The sequence below is a fragment of the Burkholderia sp. SIMBA_062 genome (assembly GCF_046534765.1).
Classification (GTDB): domain Bacteria; phylum Pseudomonadota; class Gammaproteobacteria; order Burkholderiales; family Burkholderiaceae; genus Burkholderia; species Burkholderia ambifaria.
This window is the reverse complement of the sequence record NZ_JAWRYD010000027.1, coordinates 54,232-68,935: the sequence shown is the minus strand read 5'-3', so window position 1 is coordinate 68,935 and position 14,704 is coordinate 54,232. Positions and strand designations below refer to the sequence as shown.

General features: G+C 57.7%; 9 protein-coding genes and 5 pseudogenes. 4 read left to right on the top strand and 10 right to left on the bottom strand.

Annotated features, from left to right (window positions below; all coding sequences use genetic code 11):
- Nucleotides 1–84 precede the first annotated feature (84 nt).
- From SB786_RS25840 to SB786_RS25820, 5 genes and pseudogenes are all read right to left on the bottom strand, one after another.
- A complete protein-coding gene (locus SB786_RS25840; RefSeq protein ID WP_410729965.1) occupies nucleotides 85–2,688 on the bottom strand; it encodes a fimbria/pilus outer membrane usher protein in 2,604 nt (867 codons plus the stop codon).
- A gap of 108 nt (nucleotides 2,689–2,796) precedes the next feature.
- Nucleotides 2,797–3,555 carry a molecular chaperone gene (locus tag SB786_RS25835; RefSeq protein WP_410729964.1) on the bottom strand — a complete coding sequence of 253 codons (759 nt, stop codon included), beginning with the start codon at nucleotides 3,553–3,555 and terminating at the stop codon, nucleotides 2,797–2,799.
- A gap of 125 nt (nucleotides 3,556–3,680) precedes the next feature.
- Entirely contained in the window at nucleotides 3,681–4,178 is a 498-nt protein-coding gene (locus SB786_RS25830; RefSeq protein ID WP_410729963.1) for a fimbrial protein, read from the bottom strand.
- A 669-nt stretch (nucleotides 4,179–4,847) separates the two neighbouring features.
- Nucleotides 4,848–5,418 (bottom strand): annotated as a pseudogene (locus tag SB786_RS25825) (transposase); the annotation flags it as partial.
- A 62-nt stretch (nucleotides 5,419–5,480) separates the two neighbouring features.
- A pseudogene (locus SB786_RS25820) lies at nucleotides 5,481–5,993 on the bottom strand (transposase); the annotation flags it as partial.
- Nucleotides 5,994–6,292: 299 nt separating this feature from the next.
- Between SB786_RS25820 and SB786_RS25815 the strand changes: the two are divergent.
- Nucleotides 6,293–6,735: pseudogene (locus SB786_RS25815) on the top strand (integrase core domain-containing protein); the annotation flags it as partial.
- A gap of 24 nt (nucleotides 6,736–6,759) precedes the next feature.
- Here the strand turns inward: SB786_RS25815 and SB786_RS25810 are convergent.
- Nucleotides 6,760–7,416, bottom strand: a complete 657-nt coding sequence (locus SB786_RS25810) for a response regulator (protein WP_410729962.1) — start codon at nucleotides 7,414–7,416, stop codon at nucleotides 6,760–6,762.
- A gap of 585 nt (nucleotides 7,417–8,001) precedes the next feature.
- The gene (locus tag SB786_RS25805; RefSeq protein WP_410729961.1) at nucleotides 8,002–8,535 is read right to left on the bottom strand and encodes a disulfide bond formation protein B; all 534 of its coding nucleotides are present in this window, start codon (nucleotides 8,533–8,535) and stop codon (nucleotides 8,002–8,004) included.
- An 837-nt stretch (nucleotides 8,536–9,372) separates the two neighbouring features.
- Here SB786_RS25805 and SB786_RS25800 point away from each other — a divergent pair.
- Nucleotides 9,373–9,576, top strand: a complete 204-nt coding sequence (locus SB786_RS25800) for a DUF1153 domain-containing protein (RefSeq protein WP_410729960.1) — start codon at nucleotides 9,373–9,375, stop codon at nucleotides 9,574–9,576.
- A 917-nt stretch (nucleotides 9,577–10,493) separates the two neighbouring features.
- Here SB786_RS25800 and SB786_RS25795 read toward each other — a convergent pair.
- Nucleotides 10,494–11,087 carry a cysteine hydrolase family protein gene (locus SB786_RS25795; RefSeq protein WP_410729959.1) on the bottom strand — a complete coding sequence of 198 codons (594 nt, stop codon included), beginning with the start codon at nucleotides 11,085–11,087 and terminating at the stop codon, nucleotides 10,494–10,496.
- Between the two features lie 10 nt (nucleotides 11,088–11,097).
- Nucleotides 11,098–12,312, bottom strand: a complete 1,215-nt coding sequence (locus SB786_RS25790) for a multidrug efflux MFS transporter (RefSeq protein ID WP_410729958.1) — start codon at nucleotides 12,310–12,312, stop codon at nucleotides 11,098–11,100.
- Nucleotides 12,313–12,805: 493 nt separating this feature from the next.
- Between SB786_RS25790 and SB786_RS25785 the strand changes: the two genes are divergently transcribed.
- The gene (locus tag SB786_RS25785; RefSeq protein WP_410729957.1) at nucleotides 12,806–13,534 is read left to right on the top strand and encodes a GntR family transcriptional regulator; all 729 of its coding nucleotides are present in this window, start codon (nucleotides 12,806–12,808) and stop codon (nucleotides 13,532–13,534) included.
- A gap of 50 nt (nucleotides 13,535–13,584) precedes the next feature.
- On the opposite strand, the pseudogene SB786_RS25780 reads toward SB786_RS25785, so the two are convergent.
- Nucleotides 13,585–13,790: pseudogene (locus SB786_RS25780) on the bottom strand (hypothetical protein); the annotation flags it as partial.
- Nucleotides 13,791–13,905: 115 nt separating this feature from the next.
- On the opposite strand from SB786_RS25780, the pseudogene SB786_RS25775 reads away from it, so the two are divergent.
- Nucleotides 13,906–14,535 (top strand): annotated as a pseudogene (locus SB786_RS25775) (AAA family ATPase); the annotation flags it as partial.
- Between the last annotated feature and the right edge of the window lie 169 nt (nucleotides 14,536–14,704).

Below are 14,704 nucleotides of genomic sequence, written 5' to 3'. Positions count from 1 at the left end.
TCCTGGTAATCGCGTACGGATCGCCTGGCAGCGCCGTCGCATGAAAATCCGTCCGATCGCTTCGTCAGCGAACCAGGACGATCGTTACGGCCCCACGCATACCGCATCGAACCGCCGCACGGCGTTGTTTCGCGCACTGCTTTTCGCGACCGGCAATGCATATCGAATCGAACACAGCGCGTTCGCGTCTTCGCTCCAGCGCACGGTCAGCGTGCCGTTGTCGTCGAGCCCGCGCGCGAAGATCCGGCTGCCCTGCCCGACGACGCCTATCTCCTTGCCCGCCGCATCGACCACTGCCGCGCCGAACGGCAGCGCGCTGCCGTCGGCGCGACGCGCGTCGATCACCGCCGACTTGCCCGACACCGTCGGGAACGACAGCAGCGAGACCGCGCCGGCGCGCGGCGCGACCTGCTGCGTCGTCATCTTGATTTCGACGTCGGTGGACAGGCCTTCCGGATCGATCTCGACCGCGTTCATCGAATACGGCGTCAGGTACGGCACGACCGCATAGCCGCGCCCGTCGATGCGCGCACCCGGCGAATTGAGCACACGCGCACCGGCCGCATCCGGCGCGTTGACGATCGCGAAGGTCTCCGACAGTGGCTGCGCGAGCGTCACGCCGCCGCGATGCGCGACCACCCCGCCGCGGATGCCGAGCGAGCCCTGCTGATACCCGGTGCCGGCGCCCCCCGTCGCCGATACCTCGCCGTAAGCGCCGCGATACACGATCGTGCCGCTGCCGTCGTTGCTGGCGGGGCCGCCGCCGGACGAGCGGTCCGCCGTCACGCTGTACGACATCCGATCGTCGCGCAGCGCCGAGCCTGACAACGTCGCGAGCGCCTGCATCTGACCGGTCGAGTTGCGCGAGAAACTCGTCGTCGCCATCGTCGACGACGTCTTGCCGAGCGGGATCGTCGCGCTCAGGTAGTACTGCGTCTCGCTCCTGCCCATGCTGTTCTGCTGGCGCAGCACCGACACGCCGTAGCTGACGTTGCGGAACGTCTTCGAATAGGACGCCGAATAGCTGACGTCCGAACCGCCGCGGTTCCAGTAGTTCTGCGCGGACACGTTGAGCGCCAGCCGGCCGCCGCGATCGCCGAGCGACTGGTTGATCGACAGCGACGCGCGGCTGCGCTGCCGCGCGACCGAGTCGATCGAGCCCTGGTTCGCGACGCGTTCGCGCGCGAGCATCGCGTCGTTCAGCCCGAAATAGCCGCTCGTCGAATAGCGATAGGCGGCGATCGTCACGTCGGTCTGCGTCTGCGTGATCGACTTCGAATAACTGACGCGTGCACTCGTGCCGTTGAAGCGCCTGACACCCGGCACCGAGGTGCTGGCCTGCGTGACGTCCATCCCGATCGCGCCGAACCGCGTATTGAACGCGCTACCGAGCATCACCGACAGATAGCCCGGCGCGACGGTCAGGCCGCCGTATCCGGTCAGCAGGTTAGTGATGCCCTGCTGCCACGTCCCCTGCAGGAATAGCGGATTGCGGTCGCTCTGCGCATCGCGCACCGTCCCCGCGACGAAGCTGTAGCGATGAACGCCCGGCCGCAACGACAGCGGCACCGCCGCATACGGCACGCTGAACTGGTGTACCGCGCCGTTGGCTTCCGTCACCGTCACCTTGAGGTCGCCGCCGTAGCCCGTCGCATACAGGTCGTCGATCTCGAACGCGCCGGGCGCGACCGTCGTCTCGTAGATCGTCACGCCGTTCTGGCGGATCGTCACCTTCGCGTTGCTGTTCGCGACGCCGCGCACGACCGGCGCATAACCGCGCATCGATTCCGGCAGCATCCGGTCGTCCGACGCGAACTGCACGCCGCGGAATTGCGTCGAATCGAACAGCTCGCCGGTCGTATACGATTCGCCGACGGTCAGTTGCGCCTTCAGCGCCGCGAGATCGCGGCGCGTATAGGTCGCGATGTCCTGATACTTACCGCCGCCCGTCGTCGCCCAGTTGTACGAGCCTTCGTGCCGGAAGTGCCACTTGCCGAGGTTCACGCCTGCCGTCAGGCCGACGTACCCCTGGGTGGTCGTCGGGCCGCCGGCATCGCGGCGCGTGTAGACGTTCGCGTTGTAGTTCAGCATGCCCGCCGTCACGCCTGCGTCCCAGCGGTTGGGGCCGACGTAGCCGCGCGGGCTGCGGCGCAGCGCGGTTTGCGGAATGCTTAGGCGAAGCCGTTGCTCGTCGAACGCGAAGGCGGCCGACGCGTCCGGAATTGCGTCGGGTAGCTCCATGCAGGCACGTTCGTCGCGCAATTGCGCCAGCGTGTCCGGCTGCAACCGTTCGAGGTCGATGCCGATATCTTGCAGCAGCACATCGTCGAAACACGGCTGTGCGTCGGCGGTGCGCGTGGATGCGCGAAACTTGATTTGGGCGTTCGTGACGAGGTTGTCGTTGACATAGACGTCGACGCCGTACGTACCCGGCAGCACTGCGTTGCCCTTCTCGAAGCGCGACAGGTCCGCCACGTTGTGCCCGTTGTCGGCCAGGAAGCCGCTGTCGAACTGGACGCTTGCCACCTGTGTCGTTACCGTTTGCCTATCCTCGGCGTCGACCGAAGGCACCGGCGCGGCGCTGGCGGACGCGTGCCAGCCGGCAATCGCCGATAGCACTACCGAATAGAGCAGGCTGACGCGCGGCGCGGAACACGCACCGGCGCCGCCATGCAGAAACCGACTCATGTCTATCCCGAATTTTTTGGTAGCACGCAACACTTAAGACACTCTCGAGGAGAGCGGTTGTCTCTCGGGCGCGCCGGGCCCGATCGAGCCGGCGGGTGCGTGCCGGCATCAGTCGTGCGGCGTGATGCCGATATTGTTTTTCTTAGGCGGATTGATCACGCCCCAGTCGTCGATGGCGCTGTATTCGACTACCGCACGGGCGGGTGTGGCCTTGAGCCCCGGGACGGAAAACGCGACGGAATCCTGCGGTCGGACGAAGCCCGGTTGCAGCGCGTACTTGCGTCCGTCCGCATCGAGCTCGATGACGCCGAGGTTGACGATGTATGGCCCAGCATTCGTCGCCTCGAGCGCGACGCCGTGCCCGCCCGCTTGCGGGACGATCCGCCAGCTCAGCTGGTCGATCGCCTTGGCGGCGCTGCCCGGCAATCCCGCCGGGCGATACATCACCTTGATACGCGTGCGGAACGCAAGCTGAATCCGGTTCGCGTCGTCGTTGGCGTCCGCCTTCGGTGGTACTTCCAGCACGTTCAGCCAGAACAGCGACTCGCGGTCGGCTGGCAGCGGTTCACCCGTGTAGAGCATGCGCAGCGACTGCCCCTTGCCGGGATCGAGGCGGAACATCGACGGCGTCAGCGCGAAGGGCACTGCGATCTGCTCCGGCGACTGTTTCTCGTCGCCGGTATCGATCCACGCCTGAACGAGCGCCGGCGCGTCGCCGTCGTTCATCAGGCGCACGGTGACTTCGCGGTTCTCGCCCGGAAAAATCACGCGCGTTCCGGTAATGACGACGCTAGCCTGCGCGCATGGAGCCCACAGGGTCGCGCTCAGCGCGAGCGCGGCCATGAATTTCGGCATTATCCAGTTCATGGATCACTCTCGTTCGGTAGATCGTATCCAGGCCACGACTCCGGATGGAACGCGCCTGAAAACGGGGCTGATTGGAACGGGAAACCACCCGGCGCGGTGCCGCGTGGTTTCCCAACGAGCGCGATTTACTGATAGTCGAGCGAGTACTGGATACGCGAATTCGCGGAACCGGCGGTCGACTTGCCGGTTGCGTAGTACTCGGCGAAGTAGTTCAGCGTGGCACCACCGTCCGTCAGTGGGACGACCTGCGAGTTCTGCTGCGAACCTGGAACGCCGGCCTTAATCGGCTGTTGCGACGCGTTCAGCAGGTTAATCTGGACGTTCTTCGCGACCGCGTCGTCGGCGCCAGCCGGCACAAGGTTCAGGCGGCCGCTTGCCGAATCGACCGTGCTGCTTGCCTCGAACACCGTCGACACTTTCGTCGAATCGCCCGTGCAACCGGTAAGCACGATCGAGAACGGCGTACGGCCTGCCACGTCGCCAGCGGCCGCGAGCGCGCTCGCCGATACGCTCGGCAGCTTGACGGTCATGTTCTTGCCGCCGGTTGCGCCGCCGCCCGCGCTGATCGTGCAGGTCGTCGACAGCACTTTTCCGTTGAACGCGATTTCACCGTCGGCGGCCATCGCTGACCCTGCCGCCGCGACGAAAGCCACGAATGCTGCGTTCCGATAAATACGTACGATATTCATTTCCTTGTTCATGTAATTCAACCCAATTGTTGGAATTGCTTCTTTTAAATAGACTCACGAAGAAATTCACTGACTCCGTCTACGACTCCGCGCCGCGAACTGAATAAAAACCATCAATTCATGATCCGTTCAAGCCCTCCATATTTTAACTTCCGTCTTGCCCGAGCACAGCTCGCGCCATCAGGTACATCGCCTGGCGATCATATGCCGGTCAATTCGATCGCATTGGCGGTGGTTGCGACGCACTTCATGCCTGCGAGGGACAATGGCCTGCCGTTCGCGAAAACGGTCCTCACGCTGAACTTGCCCATTCGACATCCCCGTCTATTTTCGAGGTGCCGCGATTCGTCTTGCATAAATAAATCAGCCGCTTCGAAATCGAGATTATCAAGCTATATTTGTTGATCGGCATTTTAATAATCACTTACAAATCGAGACATGGGACTAGCGACCGATCTAGGACACGTCAAATAAGACTAGGCATGTCACTACAGCGAGACTCGTGTCTTGCGAGTGTCAGAGCGTGCGCATATATTAATTCTTGTCCGATTCGCGAGACCAAAGACAAGTCTTGTTTTGTGGCTCTGTTGAATTTTGAGTGGGTTATGCGGCATGCGGGTTGATCGAAGCAAAGTCGAGCTACCGGCGATCAAGAACAGCACGGTACGCATGGTGGTGAGATTGGCGTAACCGCGCGCGTCGTTTGTCGGCCTGAAACAGGCCGTTGAGCGTTTCCAGGAAGCCGTTGGTTTGACGCGTCTGGGTCCAGGCGACGATGCCGTGGAAGTGTTTGCGGACCACGCGTGCGACCTCCTTCATGGGTTCGACCTTGGAGCGCATCACGTTCGTACACCACTGCTCGAGCATCGCGCAGACGGCATTGATCTGCTTGCGATCGAGGATGCCGCGCAATTGCCCGCGATAGAGCCAAGCGCGGGCGGTGCGCTTGGTCGTGACGTTGGCGACCAGCGCATCGAGGTCGGCGCGCTGGGCCACGCTCAGCCGGTCGCGGTCCTTGAGCAACGCCCAGCGCAGGCCCTTGAGATCCGGGTCTACCGTCTGTCACGAACACGACCTTGCGTTGTTTGGCATCGGCCACGAGCGTCAGATAGTTGTGCCCACGCTTGTAAGACGTCTCATCGACGGCGGCGCTCGTCATGTCGGACAGATCGATCATCTGGGGGATCCGACGGAGGCGGAGGTATCCGGAATTCCGTGTGTGAGGGGGGTTGAGATTCAGACTCCAATGTTGAATCGTTCCGGGTAAAGCAGCGCAAACCGGGTCATGGCGCTCTTCCAATCGTGCCTGGAGCCGGTCCACTCGGCAACGACGTTGCGCAGGGCCAGCCAGATCAGCGTGAGTGCGGCCTCGTCCGAAGGGAAGTGTCCGCGCGCCTTGATGATTTTCCGAAGCTGCATGTGCAGCGACTCGATCGCGTTGGTCGCATATACAACTTTTCTGATGTCCGGCGCGAAGGCGTAGAACGGAATCACCTGATCCCAGGCGCGGCGCCAGAGTGCGGCAATCGTTGGGTATTTCGTACCCCACGGGCTTGTGTCGAACGCATCCAGCGCTACGGCCGCGGCTTCTGCCGACGGTGCCCGGTAGACTTCCTTGCGCGCCGCTGCGACCGATTTCCGGTCTTTCCAGCTCGCGAAGTCCAGTGAGTTCCGGATTAGATGCACGATGCAGGTCTGGACCGTCGTTTCCGGGAACACCGTGTTGATCGCTTCCGGGAAGCCCTTCAAGCGTAAGCCGTCAATAAACGACGCCCTTCCAATGAGGTGCACAAGGTCAGATGCTAAGTGTCCGCGTGGACCTTGATGACCGAGAAACAAGACCTTCGATGCAGAATGGTGATCGGCCGCAGACGGGATGGTCGACGTGAATTTGACGAAGACGCGGTTCGAGAGTTGGTCGAGCTTTGCCTGAAGCCGGGTGTATCGATTGCTCGGGTCGCATGGACCATGACGTCAATCCGGATCAGTTGCGCCGCTGGATCTCGCTTCATCATCAGCAGACAATGCAGGCGCCAGAAGGTCCAGACTTGATGGTGATCGATGAATGCACGCGCGAGTGCCTGGCCATCGATGTGGCCGGATCAATACGCTCGGGGCGAGCCATCGAGGTTCTGTCGCAACTGATCAGCCTGCACGGCGCACCGCGCTATCTGAGCTCGGACAATGGGCCGGAATTCGTGTCGCGCGCCATCCTGAAGTGGGCGGCGCAGAACGGCATGGACATGGCGCTCAGCGATCCCGGCAAGCCTTGGCAGAACGGCGCGGATGAGCGCTTCAACGGCAAGTTCGGCGACGAATGCTTGAGCCTTGGATGGTTCCGAACGCGCACGGAAGCGAAAGTTGTGATCGACCAATGGCGACGTCACTACAATGCTGTTCGGCCACATTCGAGTCTGGCCCACTGACGCCCAACGAGTTCAAGCAGCGATATTGTTCAACTGAAACTATCGAGGCCGTCCCCCAAGATTGAAATGGTCCGGAGAAATCAGGCAGGTCACTTATCACGCTTCTCGCCATTCATCTCGTGTGCGGCAAAATCGAGTTGTAAGAGATCGATGTTTCGTTTTATTCCAAGTTTTCGCATGGCGTTCATCTTATGCCCACTAATCGTCTTCTTACTGCGGTGGACTAGGCTGGCAATTTCGTTGATGGTTAGCCCCGATGCGTACAGTTTGATCGTTTCCATTTCACGAAGGGATAGTTTCTTATAGTCGCTATATTTGCTCCCTTGTTGCGCCAGCGTAGATGAACTTTCTCGCGAAAAACGCGCCCTCTTGGAACGACAGATGCGGTCAATGCATTCCTGCAGATGTCGAATGTCACGTGATTTTTCAATGACAACGTCTACCCCGTGATCTAGGAATCTTTGAGCCAAACGCGCATTGCTTGGTGTGGTAAAGACGATTGTCTTGAGATCCGGATATCGTAGGCGCATAAAAGAAAGCGTTTCACTTACCTCTCTATGGTCAGATCCCAATATAGAATAATCGGTCACCAGAATATCAGAGTCTATGGTTTGCAGAAGAAGCAATAGTTCGGCAAGATCTTTTGCCGCGCCTGCAACGACGACAGAATCACTTTTCTGAAGCGCATACTTCAATCCGGTTATAACGATTGGCTGCTTATCAGCTATAATGACAGTGCTTTTCATTTGACATTTCGACCCATGAAATTACGTCCCGGCATGGAGTTTGCCAGGGCGTCATTCGACTTTTCTTCGCAATCATGGGTGGCACATCCCATTAAGTGAGTTTCGCGTCGCGATACTGTTAAGTTTTTGTCGTCACCGCAACCTCCGTGAATTTCATATTGAGGGCTTTTACACTGTTGATCTTAAATTTGATTGATCTTCAGGAAGCGTGTGTTCCCCTAGTGGATCTTCGCGTTGGTCTAATTCGATTGAGACGGAAACGTTTAATGCGCATGTTTCGTAGTATGTGAAATTGATGCAAACCGCTCTTCCTCCGTCGGCATGAGAAATACGAAGAATCGTTACAGAACTTCAAGTTCCAGCTCAACATGTCCACGAGCATATAACACTCAACTATGGCATACCGATACGGTATACCATAATTGAGGGCAAGCGGTTCGTCAATAGTGAACGCCTAACTGGCACGCGTGACCGACACCGTCATTCCAGGTTCTGGTTTTGCTTCAATCGGTGCGTATTGCGTCGTGGCAGTTCGCAATCACATCTCTTAAACCATGATTCCTTTGGCATGGATTAGTCGTCTATTTAAACCCAGCTGAAGCGAAATCTCGATATAATTGATGACGCATTCGCCAATGTTAGTAGAAAAAAAGCCGAGGTTGAGATAAATCCAAATAACCGAGTAATCGAATTTGGGTCGGTGTCGGTCACATACTCCCGATATATGAGCATTGCAACAACAAATACAACGAGCAACACTGCCGCAATCGCGGACCAGGTATAAAAATGTAAGCCCAAAAACGGAGAGCCATACGCTTCTGTACCGGGGCAAACATGAAGAAGTATCTGACGAAAACCGGCTGCACCAGTCGCGATGGCGCCCAGTAGCACCAAGCTATAGTGACTGACTTTAGCTTCGAATCTGATGTTCATCGTGATCCCAATTCCGACTAAAATCAGGCCAAGCCGTTGAAGTGCACATAAAGGACATGGAAGTTCGTGTAATACGAACTCATAATATAGTGCGATGGACAATGCGAAGCAAATTGCAAGCAGCGCGAGAATATTCGGAATTTTCTCCCCGGAAGGGGTAGAATATTTAGGGATTCTGATATGCATTTTAGAGTTTAGAGGGCTGAGAGTGTTAATCAAGATAGCCGAATAAAGATAACAACAGACGCCAGCAGGGCGGCTGCCCACATAGTCATTCCGACTCGACGGTGTCCAGTTTTGACCAGGCTAAGCGCAAGAAATGCAAATGCGAAAGGGGTTGACATAAACAGGCACCTCAGAAGATAAAGCACCGTGAAATTGAACGGTGGTAGGTGAAAATTGGAGCTCGCGATACCGAGTTGTCTGGTTACCGGGCGATCCAGAAAATGTTGGTTACATTTGTCAGCGACGTTGACCTGCGGTTTCTTCCGTGTGTGCCGATGGTCTCTTGCCAGAGTGGCCTGTCCGACAGAACGGCAAGCTGCCTCGAGTAGCTGGCCGTATGAGCCCGTTCGGATGACGTCAAGCAATGCGACACTTTCTCTACAGTCATGAGTTCGTGTTTCGTGTTTAAGCCAGTATTTGATCATACGTTACGTAGGAAGAGCATCTATATTATTTTGAGATAAGCCGTGTAGATAGAATAAAATTCTACTGTTATAGGTGTGAATCGGCTAACGTGGTCCAGGCGCGGCTTTCCATCGCGTAGATAAAGATATGCATGAGACTTCGCCTCGGAATTGAGCCGCAATGTGATAAAAGCGAGCGCGATAGGAGGGGGAGGCTAGCCTCGCAATTTCATGCGCGGCCCGACTTTCTTTCAGATGTACTGGTCGCAAATGTGGTCTCGATCCTGGGTTTGTAATTTTCATCGCTTGCAGTTCGAAACACTGCGGCGGCCCTGAAGGTAACCATGTAATGAATCGAAAAAGAGCTGCTCACGTCATAGTGAACGGAAAAATCATGAGTATGAAGATGGACGAGAACATCAAGCGATGGACAGCCAAGTGCAAAGTCGTTTCGCGAGACATCATTCAGGTCAAGACGACGGTCCCGGAGGCAAGTTGGGCTTACAACTTGTCGCCGTTTAAAACTGAGAACTGCGTCAAAGATGGCAAGCGCGGCATGGAAAACGCGCTCCGAGCGAGTCGGCCGTACGTGCAATAGCAGTACGAGCGCTACATTGAGGAGTTGCGGGAAGCGTACGGCGAAACGATGGTGAAATCCGGCAGGGAGAAAAGTCGCAGCCCTGCTGCGCGAGGACGGCACCTGATCGAGATGATCTGCCAGGGACTGAAATACGAAGGCGTAACCTTCTCGATTGTAAAGATGTGCCGCCGGATCGATTGGCCATGCTGTCTGTAGCCACGGCGCCGAACGAAAGCGAGCCTACTGATTTGTGCTGCATCCGGGGGGCGAGACGATTGGGCGGGAATGGCGTGGGAGATCGACGGCTCCACGCGCGAACAGCTCGGGGAGTATTTGTGGCGCAGCGGCAATGCAGGTAGCGCGTCGAGCATTCGCTGGTCGATGCTCGCGTCGGCCCACTCGGATGGGCGCCGTAGCCATCCCGGCTGAGAAGTGAAAACGGGCTTGATCCTCGCGAGGGTCTAGTACATCGCGCTGGTGAGCAGTTACTTATTGCGCCAGGAGTTCATCACGCCGCACTGCCCGTAACAGAAAAGATTACAGCATGTCATCCGCGCGATTGCAGATTGAATCCAGTTCAATCAGCTTCGAAGGTCCCCTAGCCACCGGGGGTGAAACCGACAGCTGCGAAATTCTCTTTAGTTGCTTAACCTAGGCGGGTTTCGCTAAACCACTACAGTAGCACCCTCGGGTTGAGCGGGGCATGGCGAATAGAGCGGCGACCCGCTACTTTGGAGACTACCCTGTTGGGCACCTTCCAGAAGCTCGAGTGATCCGAGGCCCACGTCGAATTTTGGGTTGAATTGCTATCCGAACCCCGAAGTTGATGCCACCGTGCTGATTATCTCGGGCGGAGTTAATCGGCATGCTAAATCTTATGTCGGCTCAATGAGCAATGAGGGCCGGCTGCGAGTGTGAGGGCGAAAAATGGATAATCAAAATGACAGGGCCGTGGTAATTTGTCGTGCGGAAACAATTTCGGCATGCTGTTGAATCGCCTTTTCAAGTAAGAGCAGGTGCGTGTCGTGATCTGCATCCGCGCAGCAATCTTCAACGACGATAATGCGATAATCCATATCGAATGCTTGTCGGGTTGTCGAAAGCACGACCCCGCTCGTGGTAATTCCAGCCAGCACGAGAGATTCAATTCCATTCGAGCGCAATAGGGTTTCGAGATCTGTGCCAGTGAACGCACCAACCCGGTGTTTTATTACAATGGGTTCGTTATCTAAGGGTGAAACTGCCGAATGCAATTCCGTGCCTGTTTTATCTCGTGATAATAGCCCGCTATCTTTAAGAAGGCTGAACAGTTGGTTTCTTCGGCTGATCTCCGGGTGGCCATGCCTAAAAGCAACCATCACATGGATGATTAGCATGGAAGCTGCTCGGGCGGCTTTGATCAATCCAGCGATATTCGAAAGTATAGATTCGACCTGATCGTTGGGAACGTAGTGATCTATCAGCACATTCTGATAGTCCATCACCAGCAGGGCAGATCGGCGCGGATCAAGCAAAATTTCATCTGACATACCAACTCCATCAATGACGCGAGGACGGTTTACTGGATGGAGCAGCGTCAAGCGCCCACCAGCTATAGAATGCGCCGAGAAGCAATAAACCACTGGTAACAACAAATACATAGCGCATTCCGGCATGGCCGCCCACAAAGCCTCCGACAAGCGGTCCGACGACTTGCCCCGCAAACTGGAACGAGATCGAATAGCCCAGCGCTCTGCCGATATACGCATTTGGGACGCTATGGCGTATCACTGCGGTGATGCAGGGCAAAAGGCCCCCGAGGGAAACACCCATCAGGAAGCGCAGGCCGATAAGCTGCCACCCGGAAGTGACAAAGGCCTGGGGGATCAACAGCAATGCGGCAAAACCTAGGGCGCCAGTTATCACGACGGTATACCCGATCCTGTCAGCGAGCTTACCCAACTGCGAAGCCGATAAGACGCTTCCCAAAGCGGCAGCCGACATTACCAACCCTGCGACGAACGTCACCCTTCGGGGGTCTGTGATGAGGCTCTGCACGTACACGGTGATGATAGGTTCGATCGACATATTTGCTATTGTCAGCAGCAAACCTGTCAATAGCATCGCAATAACCTTGTTCTTGTCAGGAATTTCCCCCCAGTGACCCGTGGTGGCATGAGCCTCCGACTTCGACGGCACCTCGTGGACCAGAAACGTCGTCGCCAGGAACGCTGCGAATATCACTGTCGCCGCGCACCAAAATGTGGCGCGTATACCGATCATCGGTGGCAGTATGCCTCCGGCAAGGGGCCCAATGAGGTTGCCTGCCATCACGCCCGACGCTAATACGCCTAAGGCCCAACCCGACCGACTTCGGGGAGATTGCTCCGCGATTAGTATTGTTGCTCCAGACGAATATCCGCCAGCTAAGCCTACGAGCAACCTCAGTGCTATCAGTTGCCATATGTTAGATACGAATCCCATTAGCGCCACCATGATGGCCATTCCAAAGCTGGCTCGAATCAGCATTGATTTTCGGCCGTAACGATCGCCTAAATACCCCCACATCGGAGCGAACAGCCCTGCGGTAACAAAGGTTGCGCCAAACGCAATACCCGACCACTGAACGATAGCGGCATGCCCAGATACCCCCAACTGCTCTACATATAGAGGCAGGAACGGTAACATCAGCGTCATGGCCAGTACCGTGGAGAACGAGCCAAAGAAGCAGACGACCAGATTGCGTCGCCACCGATTGTCCTCAGAACCAACCATACTAGGTGCTTTCCTCTAATGGTATACCACAAAGGGATACCATATCAGGGGCGGGGGGGGCGTGTCAAACATGACTGACAATGTCACGCGTTGATCTGGGCCTCGCTTCGTGTGCTTAGGCAAAACGAACCGGGAAAGGGAGGCCATCGGAACGAACTATTTGTTGGTGTAGCTTCCACAGTTGTGGAAGCTACCGCAATTCGGTCCCAGTCTTTGGACCGCACCACACGGACGGTAGAACGGCTCATTGAGCTATATAATTGCTGTCGGTTCGACTAGGGGCGGGGAGCCGCCCCCCCAACCAACTTCCTGACGCGGTGTACGCCTCATGGGTGGACTTACTGTCGCTCAAGCGAGAGAGCACAGCGCCTGCGACGTGGCCCGATCATCCGATGGATGGACCGGCGGCACGAAGATCATGCAAGCGCGATGGCAACTTTAACGGACGCGCTTCCGGGCACAATCAGTAGCCGCGCTGGTCGCAATTTCCTACATGCGGTGGGGGGAATGCCAAACTACCAATCGTTCGAGTTCAGCGCCAACGGAGCGAAATTCGGCTGTAGATCGAGCTATGACACAAACGCATGATGTAGAAGCGCGATTGCGCGAGATGATTCTAGATATGGAATTGGGGCCAGGCGAAAGGTTGACAGAACGCGGGACAGAAGCTCGGATGGGCGCGTCGAGGACTCCTGTGCGCGCAGCACTTCAGAAGCTCGAATCGGAAGGGCTGATTTGTCGCGATGGACGGGGATGGATGGTCTCGCCCCTTGATATCCAGGAAATCGAACAGCTGTTTGTCTACCGCGAAGTCCTGGAAGTGGCCGCAATTCAGCTGGCGGTTCATCGCGCGAAGCCAGAAAAACTCGCCGAGCTGGAGGCGTTGGTTGGCGCTGGTGCCGGGCGGGTCACAAAACGTGAGGCGCATCGCTTGGGGACGGAGTTCCACATCCAGTTGGTCGGTTTGGCGGAGAATGATTTCATTAGCCGAGGTGTGCAAGATGCAATGACTCGGCTTTCCCGTGCCCGGTGGCTGGATCCCGCATCTGGGCAAGAAGGTAACGAAGAGCATTCGGCAATTCTGGGTGCGCTGCGTGAAGGTGACGAGCAAAGAGCCACCGCACTGGTTCGCAAGCATATCCATATGAGCTCCGAGCGACTATTAAAACTATTGGGTGAGCATCGGAAAACGCTAAGGGCACACGGGATCCGGGTCGCATGATTCTCGCTCAATCGGGCGCTATCTTCGACTTATTGGAAGTCACTCAAATATCAGCAAAACTCCCGCGCCGTCGTCGGTAGCGCGCCGAGTAGCTCGGTCCGGGCGACGAGCTTGCTCGCGATCAGATGCGCACCTTTCCCTCCGCCTGCCATACGCCGTAGACGGCGAGCAGCGCGGTGCCGAGCGCTTCCTTCCGAAACTTCTCCAACAGACCGGGCCACAGGATCACGTTGACCTGACCCGTCTCGTCCTCGAGGAACGGACTCTACACCGTCACCGTACTAAACGCGGGGAGCAGGTCACACCTGATCGACGCACGCCTCGTCGATGATCTGGAACTCGGCCCGTCGTCGATCTCGGGCAAGCTGCGAATGCCGGAAGCTGGCGCAGCGCTGCCCGCTTCCGACGCGGCCGCGGTGAAGGAGGCCGGAGCGCCGCGTCACTTCACGACGAACCGGGTGAGCGACGAAGGTCTGGTCGCCACGCTGACGGCTGCCGGGATTCGCTACCGCGGCGCGACGGACACGGGCTGGATCGGAACGCTCGCGGCATGGATTTTCCCGTTGATCGGCTTCGTCGTGATCTGGAGTTTCATGCTGCGACGGCCGGACGGGATGCGGGATATGAGCGGCATGGGAAAGAGCCGGGCCCGCGTGTACATGCAGAAGGAAACCGGCATCACGTTCGACGATATCGCGGGCATCGACGAGGCGAAGGCCGAATTGCAGCGGATCGTCGCGTTTCTGCGCAACCCCGAACGCTATCAACGGCTCGGCGGCAAGCTCCCGAAGGGCGTACTGATCATCGGGGCGGCCGGCACCGGCAAGACGCTGCTGGCCCGTGCGGTCGCCGGCGAGGCCGCGGTGCCGTTCTTCACGATCAGCGGCTCGGCGTTCGTCGAGATGTTCGTCGGCGTCGGTGCTGCGCGCGTGCGCGATCTCTTCGAGCAGGCCCAGCAGAGCCCGCCGTGCATCGTGTTCATCGACGAGCTCGATGCGCTCGGCAAGGCACGCGGTGTCGCCCTGATATCGGGCAACGACGAGCGCGAGCAGACGCTGAACCAGCGATGTGCCATTTCTGGCCGCGTTTCGGCGCGCAACGGCTCTATTCGGTTCCCGTTCGGTTGGGCTGGCGTGGGCAGCCGCGCCGCGAGCCGGAGTTGAACGAGGC

Coding starts and splice junctions, on each gene's coding strand:
- SB786_RS25830 (WP_410729963.1), bottom strand. CDS start 4,178: ATGGCCGCCGACGGTGAAATCGCGTTCAACGGAAAAGTGCTGTCGACG.
- SB786_RS25790 (WP_410729958.1), bottom strand. CDS start 12,312: ATGGTTGGTTCTGAGGACAATCGGTGGCGACGCAATCTGGTCGTCTGC.
- SB786_RS25785 (WP_410729957.1), top strand. CDS start 12,806: ATGCGGTGGGGGGAATGCCAAACTACCAATCGTTCGAGTTCAGCGCCA.
- SB786_RS25840 (WP_410729965.1), bottom strand. CDS start 2,688: ATGAGTCGGTTTCTGCATGGCGGCGCCGGTGCGTGTTCCGCGCCGCGC.
- SB786_RS25805 (WP_410729961.1), bottom strand. CDS start 8,535: ATGCATATCAGAATCCCTAAATATTCTACCCCTTCCGGGGAGAAAATT.
- SB786_RS25835 (WP_410729964.1), bottom strand. CDS start 3,555: ATGAACTGGATAATGCCGAAATTCATGGCCGCGCTCGCGCTGAGCGCG.
- SB786_RS25810 (WP_410729962.1), bottom strand. CDS start 7,416: ATGAAAAGCACTGTCATTATAGCTGATAAGCAGCCAATCGTTATAACC.
- SB786_RS25795 (WP_410729959.1), bottom strand. CDS start 11,087: ATGTCAGATGAAATTTTGCTTGATCCGCGCCGATCTGCCCTGCTGGTG.
- SB786_RS25800 (WP_410729960.1), top strand. CDS start 9,373: ATGAGTATGAAGATGGACGAGAACATCAAGCGATGGACAGCCAAGTGC.